Below are 13,459 nucleotides of genomic sequence, written 5' to 3' on the forward strand. Positions count from 1 at the left end.
GGCAGCGGTCAGCCCACCGGGCGCCCGCGCAGCACCACCAGCTCGGGGGCGGCCAGCACGCCGATGTCCTCGCGCGGGTCGGCGCCGTAGACCACCAGGTCGGCCGGCGCCCCCTCGGTCAGGCCGTCCCGGCCGAGCCACGAGCGGGCACCCCAACTCGCCGCGTTCAGCGCCTCGGTGGGGGTCAGGCCGGCCTTGACCAGCTCGGCCGCCTCGGCGGCGACCAGGCCGTGCGCCAGCGAGCCGCCGGCGTCGGTGCCGACGTAGATCGGCACGCCCGCCTCGTGCGCGGCGCCGACGGTGCGGTAGCGGTTCTCGTGCAGCCGGCGCATGTGGGCGGACCAGGCCGGGAACTTGGACTCGCCGCCGTCGGCCAGCTTCGGGAAGGTGGCGATGTTGACCAGGGTCGGCACGATCGCCACGCCGCGCTCGGCGAAGACCGGGATCAACTCCTCGGTCAGGCCGGTGGCGTGCTCCACGCAGTCGATGCCGGCGGCCAGCAGGTCGGGCAGCGACTCGGCCGCGAAGCAGTGCGCCGTCACCCGGGCGCCCTCGGCGTGCGCCGCCGCGATCGCCTCGGCCAGCGCGTCGCCCGGCCAGCAGGCGGCCAGGTCGCCGCGGTCGCGGTCGATCCAGTCGCCGACCAGCTTGACCCAGCCGTCGCCGCGCCGGGCCTCCTGGACCACGTAGGCGGCGAGGTCGCCGGGCTCGATCTCGTGCGCGTAGTTGCGGATGTAGCGGCGGGTGCGGGCGATGTGGCGGCCGGCCCGGATGATCCTCGGCAGGTCCTCGCGGTCGTCCACCCAGCGGGTGTCGGCGGCCGAGCCGGCGTCGCGGATCAGCAGGGTGCCGGCGTCCCGGTCGGTGATCGCCTGCTTCTCGCTGGTGGCGGCGTCCACCGCGCCGTGCTCGTCGAGGCCGACGTGGCAGTGCGCGTCCACCAGGCCGGGCAGCGCCCAGCCGGTGACCGTGCGGACGTCCCGGGCGCCCGCCGGGCGGGCCAGGCTGACCCGGCCGTCGACCACCCAGAGCTCGTCGAGGACCTCGTCCGGTCCGACCAGCACCCGTCCCTTGATGTGCAGCACCGCGCCATCCGTCATGCTCCGCACTCTACGACCCGCACGGGTGGTGCGGACGGGGCGGGCGGTGCGGGGCGGGCGACGGGCTTCCGGGGGGCCCGAGTCGATCACGGTCGACTGATTGACCGAGCATGACAACAATGATTGACTCTCCGTCAGGCCCCCTCCTCGGAGCCGCCCGAGGCCGGACCGTCCGCCCGGCCCGCCTCCGGCGTCCACCGGACACCGCCCGGCGACGTGCCCGCTGCCGTCGCGAACGGCGTGTCCGGCGTCCGCCCGGGCCCGACGGATCATCCCCCGTGTCCGTCGGGCCCGGGCGCGGCACTCCCCGGCCCCCCTCACACGCTTGCGCCGCGTGCTGCCTGCCGCCCCGACACGTTCACCGACCGGACAGCTGCCGGTCGCCCTCCGCTCATCCGGCTCCGCCAGGGTCTGGCTCGAAGTTGGCTATACAACTTGCCCCAGCCGATGAAGGGCCCGCCATGCCTGACACCCTTGCCCCCCGCGCCTTCTGGCTGCGGGACAACTGCCCGTGCGCCGAGTGCCGCGACCCGCGCAGCGGCCAGAAGCTGTTCCAGATCACCGACCTGCCCGAGGACCTGACGATCGCCGCGAGCACCGAGGCCGACGGCGCCCTGGAGCTGCTCTGGTCGGACGGCCACCGGTCACGCTACCCGGCCGACTTCCTGCCCAGCCCCGCCGGGCCGGCCGACAGCGCCGCCGGGCCCACCGACGACCGCCGCACCGAGCACGGCAAGCGGCTCTGGCAGGCCGCCGACTTCGCCGCCGGCATCCCCGAGGCCGACTGGTCCGCCTACCAGGCCGACCCCGCCGAGCGGGCCGCCGTGCTGCGGGCCGTGCAGCGGTTCGGCTTCGCCGTGCTGCGCGGGGTGCCGGCCGAGCCGGGCCGGGTGCTCGCGGTGGCCGAGACCTTCGGCTTCGTGCGCCGCACCAACTACGGCGAGCTGTTCGACGTCCGGGTCGAGCCGAACCCCAACAACCTCGCCTTCACCAGCGCCGCGATCGCCCCGCACACCGACAACCCGTACCGCGACCCGGTGCCCACCCTGCAACTGCTGCACTGCCTGGAGAACGCGGCCGAGGGCGGCGACTCCGCGCTGGTGGACGGCTTCCGGGCCGCCGCCCTGCTGCGCGCCGAGGCGCCGGCGGACTTCGCGCTGCTCACCCGCACCCCCGTCCCGTTCGTCTTCCGCGACCGCGACACCGAACTGCGCGCCGACCGGCCGCTGATCGACACCGACCCGCGCGGCCGGATCCGCGAGGTGCGGTTCAACAACCGCTCGATCGAGCGGATCGAGCTGCCCGAGGCCGAGTTGGCGCCGTTCTACGCGGCCTACCGGCGGTTCGCCGAGATCACCCTGCGGCCCGAGCTCCAGCTGGCCTTCCGGCTCGGGCCCGGTGACTGCGTGGTCTTCGACAACACCCGGCTGCTGCACGCCCGCACCGCCTTCGCACAGCAAGGCGCGCGCCACCTCCAGGGCTGCTACGCCGACTTGGACGGGCTGAACTCCACGCTGGCCGTGCTGGACCGGCGCGCCGCCGCGCTGGACCTGTTGCAGGAGCTCTTCGAGGGCGAGGGCGCGGCCGAGTACCTGGGCGAGCGGGTCACCCAGGCCGAGCACATGCTGCAAGCCGCCGCCCTGGCCCAACGGGCTGGCGCCGCTGATGAGTTGGTGGCAGCCGCACTGCTGCACGATGTCGGCCACTTCACGGGCGTGGTGACGGGACGCCAGTTGATGCAGGGCCAGGACAACCGCCACAGCGACACCGGCGCCGACTGGCTGGCCCAGTGGTTCGGCCCGGCGGTCACCGAGCCGATCCGCCTGCACGTGGCCGCCAAGCGCTACCTGTGCACGGTCGAGCCGGCCTACCGGGCGGCGCTCTCCGAGGCCTCCGAGTACACCCTCCAGGTGCAGGGCGGCCCGTTCACCGCCGCGCAGGCCGCCGACTTCGCCGCCCTGCCGGGCGCGGCGGACGCGGTCGCGGTGCGGCGCTGGGACGACGCGGCCAAGGACCCGGAGCTCGACGTGCCGGGCTTCGCCGCCTACCGCCCGCTGCTGGCGGCCCTGATGGCGCGCTAGACCCCCGGTCCGGGCCGGCGGCCGCTAGTCGTCGGCCCTGGCGTGCCGGGAGAGCGCCGAGGTGGCAAGGGAGTTGTGCACGCTGAAGGCCACCATGCCGGGCAGGTAGCGGTCCTGGGACCACTCCACCGGGCGCCCGGTCGGGTCGGTGGTGCGGCGGCGCTCGCGCAGCAGCGGGGCGCCGCGGCGGCAGCCGAGCAACCGGGCGTCGTCGCCGTTGGCGGTGACCACGTCGATGGTGTGGTCGGCGTCGGTGAACAGGATCCCGTGCTCCCGCAGGTGCTCGGTGTGCGAGACCACGTCGGCCGGCAACTGGGCCACCAGCACGCCGACATGGGGCGGGTAGATGGTCCGCTCGACCATCACCGGGGTGTCCGAGAGGGTGCGCAGCCGCAGCGTCACGTAGACCTCGGCGCCGGGGTCGAGGCGCAGCTGCTCGCGCTCGGCGGCGTCCGCCGGCCGGCGCAGCAGCGACTCCAGCCGGCCGCCCGGCTCCTCGCCCATCGAGCGGGCCCAGTGGGTGAAGCTCAGCAGTTCGGAGAAGCTCTGCACCCGGGCGTTGCCGAGCACCACCCGGCGGGTGCCGCGGCGGGAGGTGACCAGTCCGTCGGCCCGCAGCACGGCGAGCGCCTGCCGGACCGTGCCGCGGGACACCCCGTACCGCTCGGCCAGCGCGCCCTCGGCCGGCAGCCGGCCGGCCTCCCCGTAGGCGCCGGTGGTGATGGCCTCGCGCAGGTCGGCGGCGACCCGGCGGTAGAGCGCACCGCCGGCCTCGACCGAACCGCCCGGCTGCTCCTGGCCCTCGGCCCCGTCGGCCCCGTCCTGCTGCATCGCGTTCTCCGTGAAGGTCTCGGTCACCGGTTCCCCCTCCCCAGCGTCACTGTGGCTTGACCTTAGCGGCTGCGCTCGGACCGTTCGCGCACCAGATGGGCGGTTATCGACCGACCGGTGACCACCGTTCCCGCAGCCGACCCCTGTTCTGGGGCGCCCGTTCACCTTCTGGTCACCAGGGTCCAGCGTAATTACCGGCGTCGGGCCAAGTTGGCCAGCCAACTTGGCGCCAATGTGGCCAACCTCCGACACACCCCTCTCCAAGACGCAGCCAGCGCACCTGCCGTGCGACTCTGCCGCACCTCGATCCAGGAGATCCTCCCGTGACCGTGCCCCGCGCCCGTGCCGCCGCCTTCGCGGCTGTACTGACCGCCGCCGCGCTCTCCCTCACCGCCTGTGGTTCCGCGAGCTCGTCGTCGGCCACCACGGCCAACGGCAAGTCCGCCAAGACCGCAGCCTCGGCCGCCGACTTCGGCGGCATGGACGCGCTGGTCGCGGCCGCGAAGAAGGAGGGCAACCTCCACGTCATCACCCTGCCGCGCGACTGGGCGAACTACGGCACGCTGATGGACAACTTCACCAAGAAGTACGGCATCAAGATCGAGGACGAGAACCCGGACGGCTCCAGCCAGGACGAGCTCAACGCGATCACCTCCCGCAAGGGCCAGGACCGCGCCCCCGACGTCGTCGACGTGGGCTCCGCCTTCGCCATCTCCGGTGACCAGCAGGGCCTGTTCGCCCCGTACAAGGTCGCGACCTGGGACCAGATCCCGGCGTCGATGAAGGCCGCGGACTCGACCTCCTACAACGACTACGGCGGCTACGTCTCGATCGGCTGCAACCCGCAGCGGGTCAACCCGTGCCCGAAGACCTTCGCCGACCTGCTGAACCCGGCCTACAAGGGCCAGGTCGCGCTGAACGGCAACCCGACCAAGGCCAACGCCGCGCTCAGCGCGGTCTGGGCGGCCTCGCTGGCCAACGGCGGCTCGCTGGACAACATCCAGCCCGGCATCGACTTCTTCGGCAAGCTGAAGCAGGTCGGCAACTTCAACCCGGTCGAGGCCACCTCCTCCACGGTCGAGAACGGTGAGACCCCGATCACCATCGACTGGTCGTACCTGAACACCGGCTACACCGACAAGCTGGCCCCCAAGGGCATCACCTGGCAGGTCTCGATCCCGTCGGACGGCAGCTTCGCCCAGTACTACAACCAGGCGATCAACAAGGACGCGCCGCACCCGGCCGCCGCCCGCCTGTGGGAGGAGTACCTGTACAGCGCGGAGGGCCAGAACGGCTTCCTCGGCGGCTACGCCACCCCGGCCGAGTTCGACGCCATGAAGTCCGCCAACACCCTGGACGCCAGCCTGGTCTCCAAGCTGCCGCCCATCACCAACCCCTTCACCACCTTCCCGACCCAGGCCCAGCAGGACGCCGCCAAGGCCGCGGTGACCTCCAACTGGGCGAAGGCCATCGGGGGCTGAACCGCACGATGACTACGGCTCCCACCCCGGTGCCGTCCTCCGCCGCCGTTGACACCAACGGCGGCGGGGGTACCCCCGGTACCGCAACTCCCGCTTCCCCGGCCGCCCCCACGGCCACCCGCCGCCGCGGCCGCAGCCGCACCTGGCTCGGCGCGCTGCCGCTGCTGGTCTTCTTCGCCGTCGGCTTCGGCCTGCCGGCCGTGGCGATCGCCATCGGCGCGTTCACCACCTCCTCCGACGCCCCGGGCGGCGGGGGCACCTTCACGTTCTCCAACCTGACCGACTCGCTGCAGGGCGCCTACTGGACCGCGCTGCTCGGCTCGATCAAGCTCTCCGCGCTGACCGCGCTGATCGGCACCGTGATCGGCCTGCCGCTCGCCCAGGCCGTGGCCACCTCGCGGTTCCGGATCTTCCGCGACATGGTGACCTCCGGCTCCGGCGTGCTGGCCAACTTCGGCGGCGTGCCGCTGGCCTTCATGTTCGTCGCCACCCTCGGCAACGCCGGCGAGGTCACCACCAGCCTCGGGCTGAAGAAGTACGGATGGAGCCTGTACACCTTCGACGGCCTGGCGGTCGTCTACCTGTACTTCCTCATCCCGCTGATGATCCTCACCATCACCCCGGCCCTGGAGGGCCTGCGGGTGCAGTGGCGCGAGGCGGCCTCCAACAACGGCGCGACGAACTTCCAGTACTGGCGGTACGTGGCGCTGCCGGTACTGCTGCCCTCGCTGCTCGGCGGCTACGTGCTGCTGTTCGGCGCCTCGTTCGCCGCGTACGCCACCGCCGAGGCCATGGTCGGCAGCTCGATCCCGCTGATCTCGATGCAGATCGGCGACGCGCTCTCCGGCAACGTGCTGGTCGGCCAGGGCAACCTGGCGCTGGCCCTCGGCCTCGACATGATCGTGGTCGCCTGCCTGGTGATGGCGATCTACCTGCCCCTCCAGCGCCGGAGTGCCAAGTGGCTCAGCTGACGACCCGTCCGACCTCGTTCCTCGGCCGGCTGCGGTTCGGCCGCGGCCTGGTGCTGCTGCTCTGCGGGGTCTACTTCTTCGTGCCGCTGGGCGCCTCGATCTGGTTCAGCATCGACGACACCAAGGGCAACATCAGCTTCGACGCCTACACCAAGCTGATCTCCGCGCCCGGCTTCCTCGACGCGCTCTACCTCAGCCTGGAACTGGCCGCCGCCACCGTGGTGCTGCTGCTGGTCCTGCTGGTGCCGGCCATGCTGGCGGCCCGGCTCGGCGCGCCCAAGCTGCGCCCGGTGATCGAGGTGATCTGCTCGATGCCGCTGGTCGTCCCGGTCGTCGCGCTCACCACCGGCATCGTCGGGGTGCTCCGCTGGGGCCCGGACTACTTCTCCAGCACGCCGTTCTTCCAGACCTTCGTCGCGATCCAGGACCCGGGCTTCCCGGTGGTGCTGCTGGTCGCCTACGTGCTGATGGCGCTGCCCTTCGCCTACCGGGCGCTGGACGGCGGCCTGCGCGCCGTGGACGTGGTCACCCTGGTCGAGGCGGCCCGCAGCTGCGGCGCCAGCACCAGCCGCGCGGTCTTCACCGTGGTGCTGCCCAACCTGCGCAACGCGCTGCTGAATTCGGCGGTGCTGATCGTCGCGCTGGTGCTCGGCGAGTTCACCACCGCCTCGATCCTCGGCTTCCAGCCCTTCTCGGTGTGGATCAACAGCTACGGCAAGACCGACGGGCAGATGTCGGTCGCGGTCTCGATGCTCAGCCTGGTCATCGTCTGGATCGTGCTGCTGGCGATCTCCGTGCTCGGCCGCAGCCGCAAGGGCGCCAGATCCTGACGGATCGTCAGCCGACCTTCACCACAAGCAATTCCCAGGAGTTCACCGCCATGACCACCTCCCCCGCCGCCGCGCCGCCCACCGGCGTGCCGCTGCACCCCGGCAGTGCCACCGTCGAGTTCCGCTCGCTGCGCCGCGCTTTCGGCTCCACCGTCGCGCTCGACGGCCTGGACCTCACCGTCCACCCGGGCGAGCTGCTGGCCCTGCTCGGCCCCTCCGGCTGCGGCAAGACCACCGCGCTGCGGATCCTGGCCGGCTTCGAGACCCACGACTCGGGCGAGGTGCTGGTCGACGGCAAGGACGTCACCCGGACCCCCGCGCACAAGCGCGACGCCGGCATGGTCTTCCAGTCCTACAGCCTCTTCCCGCACCTGTCCGCGCTGGACAACGTCTCCTTCGGCCTGAAGATGCGCGGCGTCGGCAAGGCCGAGCGGCACAAGCGGGCCCAGGAGCTGCTGGAGCTGGTCGGCCTGCCGCACCGCGCCGCGGCCTACCCGCACCAGATGTCCGGCGGCCAGCAGCAGCGCATCGCGCTGGCCCGCGCACTGGCCCTGCAGCCGCGGGTGCTGCTGCTCGACGAGCCGCTCTCCGCGCTGGACGCCAAGGTCCGGCTCAACCTGCGCGAGGAGATCCGCCGGCTGCAGCAGGAGCTGGGGATCACCACCCTGTTCGTCACCCACGACCAGGAGGAGGCCCTCTCGATGGCCGACCGGGTCGCGGTGCTGCGGGCCGGGCGGCTGGAGCAGTGCGCCACCCCGAGCGAGCTGTACGCCCGGCCGACCACGGCGTTCGTCGCCGAGTTCGTCGGTACCATGAGCCGGATCCCGGCGCAGCGCTCGGGCGAGGGCGTGGAGGTGCTGGGCCGCCGCCACGAGGTCGACGGCACGGTGCCGGCCGACGGCGAGCTGGAGGTGCTGGTGCGGCCGGAGAACGTGGGCGTGGTGGCCGGCGGCGACGCCGTGGTCACCGGCGCGAGCTTCCTCGGCGCGGTCACCCGACTGACCGTCAGGCTGCCCGACGGCACCGACATCAAGGCCGACCTGCCCACCGACGAGGCGGCCAAGCTGCCGGTCGGCGGCAACGCCAGTCTGACCCTCCCCGACCGCCCGGTCCTGGTGGACCGCCGCGTCGGCGCCGGGCAGTGACGCCGCACATGACCCCTTCCTGTTCACCCAAGCCCGCCGCCGTCCTCTTCGACATGGACGGCACCCTGGTCGACACCGAGCACCTGTGGTGGGAGGCGACCAGCGAGATCGCCGCCGAACTCGGTTACACCCTCGGCGAGTCGGACGTCCCGGAGGTGCTCGGCCGGGCGGTCGAGCACACCGCCGCCCACCTGGCCGCCGTCTGCCCCGTGCCGACCGGCCCGGCCGTGCTGGCCGAACGGCTCAACGCCGCCTTCACCCACCGGGTCGCCGCCCGGGTGGTGCCCCGCCCCGGGGCGCTCGCCCTGCTGGCCGAGCTGCGGGCCGCCGCCGTGCCGACCGCCCTGGTCTCCGCCTCGCCGCGGCAGGTCGTCGACCTGGTCCTCACCCACCTGGGCCGGGACTGGTTCGCCGTCACCCTGGCCGCCGAGGACACCGAGCGGACCAAGCCGGACCCGGCGCCCTACCTGGCCGCCGCCGCCCACCTGGGCCTGGACCCGGCCAGCTGCGTGGCGGTCGAGGACACCCCGACCGGCGTCGCCTCGGCCCACGCGGCCGGCTGCGCGGTGCTCGCCGTCCCGTCCTCCGACGTGGCGATGCCCTCCGGCGCCGGCATCACCCTGCTGGCCAGCCTCACCGAGGCCGACCTGCCCCTGCTGGCCGGTCTGACGGCCCGACCCGCAGAATAGTCCGCATGCCCTACCTCCTCCTCGCCCTCGCGATCACCAGCGAGGTCTGCGCCACCAGCTGCCTCAAGCTCACCGATGGCTTCAGCAAGCTGTGGCCCAGCGTCGGCGTGGGCATCGGCTACGTGCTCTCCTTCCTCCTGCTCGGCCAGGCCCTGAAGAAGATCCCGGTCTCGGTCGCCTACGCCGTCTGGTCCGGCGCGGGCACCGCCGCCGTCGCCGCCATCGGCGTCGTCGCCTTCGGCGAACACCTGGGCAAGTTCCAGGTGGCGGGCATCGTCCTGATCATCGCGGGCGTCATCCTGCTGAACATGCGCGCCTCGCACTGACACCCCCCGACGGCGGGGGCGGCACCAGCCGCCCCCGCTCCGTCAGTCGAGCGGTGCCGAGGGATCCCAGTCGTTGAGCCTCGGCGCAGTGGCGCGGTGCTGGAGGAAGAACGCGATGGTGCCCTCGACCCCGTGGTAGGGCAGGCTCACGATTCCACCGTCCGCCTTGTCCACCACGACGCACCCGACGCCGTACCCGGCGGGGATGGGGTCGGGCCGCACGATGAACCCCTCCGCGAACTCCACCGCCGACCAGCCGTCCGAGCCACCGACAACGCTGCTCACCATCGCGACGGCCGCCTCGGCAGTCAGCGGACCGCCCGCCGCCGCCTGATAGTCAGTCATGGACACACCTCTCTGTTCTGCCTCTGGGTCAGCGCGGCTCGGGATGAGCGAGCGGTTTGCGGTCAGGCCCCAGCGGGATGTAGTTGACCTGCCCGGCCCCCGGGTGGATGGGCAGGTTGCTGACTATGTTGCCCTGGGGATCGACCCAGTAGATCGTGCCCTGGTAGTTGACGGCGGCAAAGGCATGCCCGCCGCCGTCCGGCCAGAAGACCCCCACCGCTGCCGACGAACCGTGCCCGCCGGCCAGCAGGTCCCGGGCGACCCGGTTGTAGCCGTCCGTGTTCCACCCGGCGACGGTCTCCGGGACACCGGCCCAACGGGACTGGTTCCGGACCGAGTTGTTCTCCGGGGCGGCCGGGTCCAGCCTCCCGTCGGGCCCGAGGTCGAGGGTCCGACCGGCCGCCACTCGCGGGTTCCCGTACCAGGTCTCCAGGAACGCCCGGGTGGCGTCGGCGCAGTTGTTCGCCCGGCCCGGGTAGAAGATCCCCGGACCGTTCTGCTGCGACACCCATCCCGTGGTCGGGTCCGGGTGCACCTGGAACGACCCGTCCGGGTTCCGCGGCAGGGCGCTCTCCAGGTTCTGCTGGTAGAGGTCGGGGATCGGCCGGAGCCCTCCAGGTTTGCCGTTGAGAAGTGGCCCCCGCACCGCGTCCAGGCCGGTCGGCCGCTCCATCGGCGCCCGCGGCCCGGCCATGCCGCCGGCCGCGCCGGACAGGACGTCCATGAGCTTGACCTTGCCGTCGTCGAACACGTAGTCCTGCCCGGCCGACATCCCGCCGCCGATCAGGGCTCGCCCGCCGAGCGTGTTCATCTGGTCCGAGAGCACGCTCAGCGCATCGGTCAGCGCGGGCGAGCCGGCCTCCCCCGCTGCCCGGACGGCGACGTTCGCCCCGGAGGACGCCCCGCCCATCGCGCCGCCGGTCAGCGCACCGGTACCGGCCGAGTCCAGTACCTCGGTGACGCTGATGCCGTTCTGGTCCCCGAAGCCCATCTTGATCGGCTGGGCGACCGCCAGGTCCACGGTGGCGGACTCGACCGCGCCGAACACCGCGCCGACCAGCACGGTGGAGGCGATCTCGGCGACCGCCTCCGTGACGGTGACACCGAGCGCGGTCGCCGCCGCCACGATGGAGGCGGAGGCGGACGCGGCGGCTGCCTCCGACAAGCCCGCGGTGAACCAGGCCAGCACGGCGCCGGCGACCAGCACGCCACCGACCAGGGCGATCTCCTCTTCGAGCTTGCCCTTGGCCTTCTTCACCTGGTCCGCGTACTCGGTGAACGCCTTGGACATCGACCGGCAGGCGTCGGACGCGTCCTTCAACCAGCCCTTGCCGTCCTTGTAGTACTGCCCCCAGAAGGCCTCGAAGGCGTCGACCGCCTTCCCCGTGTTGTTCTGCGCGACCCCCAGGGCCTCCTTGTTGGCCTTTCCGCAGACGTCGTCGATGGCGTCGGCGAGCGCGTCCCAGGCCTTCGCGGCGGCCCGCAGGCCGTCCTCGTCGGCGTCCGGCCACCACATGCCGGTGATCTTGCGGACGACCTTCTCCGCGTCCTGCTTGGCGCCCACTACTCGCGCGCCTTCTCGGAGTCGTCCGCCGACCCGCTGCCGGCGAGCGTGGCCGCCACGGCGGTGTCGTTGCCCTGGTGGTTGCCGGCCATCGCCTCAAGTCCGAGGTGGACGCTGGCCAACCCCTTGACCAACACCCCGAGCGACTTGAGGAGTTGGTCGCGCTGCGGTGTGTACGCCGCCCCGAACTTCTTCCCCGGGTCATCCGCTCCCCAGGGCGAGCCCAGCCCCTGCAGGGCGCTCGTCAGGTTGGTGATCGCGGAGTCGAGGCGCTGGCTCTGTGTCGTGAACGTCGGTGCGGCCGCGAGCACCTCGTCCGGGTGGATCGAGATGTCCGGTTGTGCAGGCTGGTTCCCCATACCGAGTCTCCTGGGCGTTTCGTCTTCCCCCGCCGGTCGGACGCGTGCGGACCACCGACCGGCCCCGCCGGACAATCTACCCACGGTGTCAATCGGGTGACGGACCGTCGCCGATTCGGCCGGATCGGCTGACGGACGTTCAAACCTTTGCTTCATGAATACGACAACCGGATGAATCAACGACAGTTGACGGTGTCTCATAGGTCACAGCCGTCGTTGACGGGACCTACCACCCCTCAGGGAAACCCATGCGACGTTCCACCCGTCACCTCTCCGTGTCGACGCTGGCCGCCACCGCGCTGGTCGCCGGCACGATCATCACCGGAACGGCGCCCGCCATGGCGGCGAACGCACTGCCGAAGCCGGTGCCGGCCTCGTTCGGGCACAAGCTGGCCGGGCCGTACCCGACGCCGTACAGCGTGGCCGACTGCCAGACCCTGTTGAACCGTTCCTGCTACGGGCCGACCCAGTTGGAGAAGGCCTACGACGAGCAGCCGCTCTTCGACCGCGGGATCAACGGCGCGGGGCGCACCATCGTGATCGTCGACTCGTTCGGCTCGCCGACCATCCAGAACGACCTGGACGTCTACAGCCAGCACTACGGGATCCCCAGCGCCAACGTGCAGGTGGTCAAGTGGGGCAACGTGCCGACCTTCGACCCGAACGACCCGGACATGACCGGGTGGGCCGAGGAGACCACCATCGACGTCGACATGGCGCACGCGATGGCCCCCGGCGCCAAGATCGTGCTGGTCGAGACCGGCGTCTCGGAGACCACCGGCGTCACCGGGTTCCCGGAGATGATGAGCGCCGAGGACTCGCTGATCAAGCAGGGCGTCGGCGACGTGATCTCGCAGAGCTTCGGCTCCACCGAGAACGACTTCGCCGGCTTCGACCAGGGCGACTACTCCAGCCTGCTCAACCTGCGCTACGCCTTCAAGGACGCGCAGGCGCACGGCGTCTCGGTACTGGCCTCCTCGGGCGACAGCGGGGTGACCGACGCGGAGAACGACGGCTCCACCAACTTCCCGTACCCGGTGACCTCCTGGCCGCCGTCCGACCCGCTGGTGACCGGCGTCGGCGGCACCTCGGTGCACCTGGACGCCAACGGGAACCGGCTCTCCCCCGACACGGTCTGGGACGACCCGGCGCCGAACGACCACGGCGCCTCCGGCGGCGGCAAGTCGAAGGTCTTCCCGCGCCCGCTCTTCCAGACCGGTGTGCAGAACGTGGTGGGCAACACCCGCGGCGTGCCGGACGTCAGCATGCTGGGCGACCCGCTGACCGGCGTCTGGACCTACAACAGCTACGGCCCGCAGGACAACGGCTGGGAGCTGTGGGGCGGCACCAGCGTGGCCTGCCCGATCTTCTCGGGCGTGGTGGCGCTCGCCGACCAGCAGGCCGGGCACCGGCTGGGCAACCTGAACTACGCCCTGTACGGCCTGAGCGCCCTGCAGCAGGCCGGCCTGCCGGGCACCGGCCTGACCGACATCGTCGGCGGCAGCAACACCTACGGCGGCGTCCAGGGCTGGCCGGTGACCCCCGGCTACGACCTGGCGACCGGCGTCGGCACGGTCGACGTGGCCAAGTTCGTCCCGGCGATCGCCGCACTGGGCTGAACGGTGCCGGGCTGAACGGCGCCGGGCTGGACAGCACTGGGCTGACCAGCCAGGTCCGACACCGGTAGCGCCAGGGGTGCCCGCCACGGCGGGCACCCCTTCGTCGTGCGATATCTTG

The 13,459-nt window shown here is 72.2% G+C and carries 13 protein-coding genes; 8 read left to right on the plus strand and 5 right to left on the minus strand.

Translation table 11 applies throughout. The annotated features are described in order from the left end of the window. Positions 1 to 8: 8 nt before the first annotated feature. Positions 9 to 1,100 carry an amidohydrolase family protein gene (locus FHX73_RS05595; protein ID WP_145903760.1) on the minus strand — a complete coding sequence of 364 codons (1,092 nt, stop codon included), beginning with the start codon at positions 1,098 to 1,100 and terminating at the stop codon, positions 9 to 11. 461 nt (positions 1,101 to 1,561) lie between these two features. Between FHX73_RS05595 and tmpA the strand changes: the two genes are divergently transcribed. Further along, positions 1,562 to 3,181 (plus strand): 2-trimethylaminoethylphosphonate dioxygenase, encoded by a 1,620-nt coding sequence (gene tmpA / locus FHX73_RS05600; protein WP_145903761.1) that lies wholly within the window; start codon positions 1,562 to 1,564, stop codon positions 3,179 to 3,181. Positions 3,182 to 3,205: 24 nt separating this feature from the next. On the opposite strand, the gene FHX73_RS05605 is transcribed toward tmpA, so the two are convergent. Further along, positions 3,206 to 4,039 (minus strand): GntR family transcriptional regulator, encoded by an 834-nt coding sequence (locus FHX73_RS05605; RefSeq protein ID WP_246213366.1) that lies wholly within the window; start codon positions 4,037 to 4,039, stop codon positions 3,206 to 3,208. 296 nt (positions 4,040 to 4,335) lie between these two features. Between FHX73_RS05605 and FHX73_RS05610 the strand changes: the two genes are divergently transcribed. The 6 genes from FHX73_RS05610 to FHX73_RS05635 are packed head-to-tail and all read left to right on the plus strand — an operon-like array spanning position 4,336 to position 9,454. Further along, positions 4,336 to 5,493, plus strand: coding sequence for an ABC transporter substrate-binding protein (locus FHX73_RS05610; RefSeq protein WP_145903763.1), 1,158 nt, complete (start codon positions 4,336 to 4,338; stop codon positions 5,491 to 5,493). A gap of 8 nt (positions 5,494 to 5,501) precedes the next feature. Next, the gene (locus FHX73_RS05615; protein WP_145903765.1) at positions 5,502 to 6,464 is read left to right on the plus strand and encodes an ABC transporter permease; all 963 of its coding nucleotides are present in this window, start codon (positions 5,502 to 5,504) and stop codon (positions 6,462 to 6,464) included. After that, a complete protein-coding gene (locus FHX73_RS05620; protein WP_145903767.1) occupies positions 6,452 to 7,294 on the plus strand; it encodes an ABC transporter permease in 843 nt (280 codons plus the stop codon). Before FHX73_RS05615 ends, FHX73_RS05620 begins: the two co-directional genes overlap by 13 nt. Positions 7,295 to 7,344: 50 nt before the next feature. Continuing rightward, positions 7,345 to 8,439: an ABC transporter ATP-binding protein gene (locus FHX73_RS05625; RefSeq protein ID WP_145903769.1), complete on the plus strand. Its 1,095-nt coding sequence runs from the start codon at positions 7,345 to 7,347 to the stop codon at positions 8,437 to 8,439. A gap of 8 nt (positions 8,440 to 8,447) precedes the next feature. After that, the gene (locus FHX73_RS05630; RefSeq protein ID WP_145903771.1) at positions 8,448 to 9,128 is read left to right on the plus strand and encodes an HAD family hydrolase; all 681 of its coding nucleotides are present in this window, start codon (positions 8,448 to 8,450) and stop codon (positions 9,126 to 9,128) included. Between the two features lie 5 nt (positions 9,129 to 9,133). Beyond that, positions 9,134 to 9,454 (plus strand): DMT family transporter, encoded by a 321-nt coding sequence (locus tag FHX73_RS05635; protein ID WP_145903773.1) that lies wholly within the window; start codon positions 9,134 to 9,136, stop codon positions 9,452 to 9,454. 42 nt (positions 9,455 to 9,496) lie between these two features. Here FHX73_RS05635 and FHX73_RS05640 read toward each other — a convergent pair whose 3' ends face one another. Genes FHX73_RS05640 through FHX73_RS05650 form a run of 3 tightly spaced genes read right to left on the minus strand, consistent with a single transcriptional unit; the run spans position 9,497 to position 11,722 of the window. After that, positions 9,497 to 9,799 carry a hypothetical protein gene (locus FHX73_RS05640; protein WP_145903775.1) on the minus strand — a complete coding sequence of 101 codons (303 nt, stop codon included), beginning with the start codon at positions 9,797 to 9,799 and terminating at the stop codon, positions 9,497 to 9,499. A gap of 28 nt (positions 9,800 to 9,827) precedes the next feature. Continuing rightward, the gene (locus FHX73_RS05645) at positions 9,828 to 11,363 is read right to left on the minus strand and encodes a toxin glutamine deamidase domain-containing protein (RefSeq protein ID WP_145903776.1); all 1,536 of its coding nucleotides are present in this window, start codon (positions 11,361 to 11,363) and stop codon (positions 9,828 to 9,830) included. After that, complete coding sequence (locus tag FHX73_RS05650; protein ID WP_145903778.1) at positions 11,363 to 11,722, minus strand: WXG100 family type VII secretion target; 360 nt, start codon at positions 11,720 to 11,722, stop codon at positions 11,363 to 11,365. Before FHX73_RS05650 ends, FHX73_RS05645 begins: the two co-directional genes overlap by 1 nt. A gap of 248 nt (positions 11,723 to 11,970) precedes the next feature. On the opposite strand from FHX73_RS05650, the gene FHX73_RS05655 reads away from it, so the two are divergent. Continuing rightward, positions 11,971 to 13,341 carry a S53 family peptidase gene (locus FHX73_RS05655; RefSeq protein WP_145903781.1) on the plus strand — a complete coding sequence of 457 codons (1,371 nt, stop codon included), beginning with the start codon at positions 11,971 to 11,973 and terminating at the stop codon, positions 13,339 to 13,341. Positions 13,342 to 13,459 lie beyond the last annotated feature (118 nt).

This window comes from Kitasatospora viridis, assembly GCF_007829815.1.
GTDB classification, from domain to species: domain Bacteria; phylum Actinomycetota; class Actinomycetes; order Streptomycetales; family Streptomycetaceae; genus Kitasatospora; species Kitasatospora viridis.

Bases quoted from the DNA above. Each gene is read 5' to 3' on its own strand.
- FHX73_RS05595 (WP_145903760.1), bottom strand. From the start codon at position 1,100: ATGACGGATGGCGCGGTGCTGCACATCAAGGGACGGGTGCTGGTCGGA.
- tmpA (WP_145903761.1), top strand. From the start codon at position 1,562: ATGCCTGACACCCTTGCCCCCCGCGCCTTCTGGCTGCGGGACAACTGC.
- FHX73_RS05615 (WP_145903765.1), top strand. From the start codon at position 5,502: ATGACTACGGCTCCCACCCCGGTGCCGTCCTCCGCCGCCGTTGACACC.
- FHX73_RS05625 (WP_145903769.1), top strand. From the start codon at position 7,345: ATGACCACCTCCCCCGCCGCCGCGCCGCCCACCGGCGTGCCGCTGCAC.
- FHX73_RS05630 (WP_145903771.1), top strand. From the start codon at position 8,448: ATGACCCCTTCCTGTTCACCCAAGCCCGCCGCCGTCCTCTTCGACATG.
- FHX73_RS05635 (WP_145903773.1), top strand. From the start codon at position 9,134: ATGCCCTACCTCCTCCTCGCCCTCGCGATCACCAGCGAGGTCTGCGCC.
- FHX73_RS05640 (WP_145903775.1), bottom strand. From the start codon at position 9,799: ATGACTGACTATCAGGCGGCGGCGGGCGGTCCGCTGACTGCCGAGGCG.
- FHX73_RS05650 (WP_145903778.1), bottom strand. From the start codon at position 11,722: ATGGGGAACCAGCCTGCACAACCGGACATCTCGATCCACCCGGACGAG.
- FHX73_RS05655 (WP_145903781.1), top strand. From the start codon at position 11,971: ATGCGACGTTCCACCCGTCACCTCTCCGTGTCGACGCTGGCCGCCACC.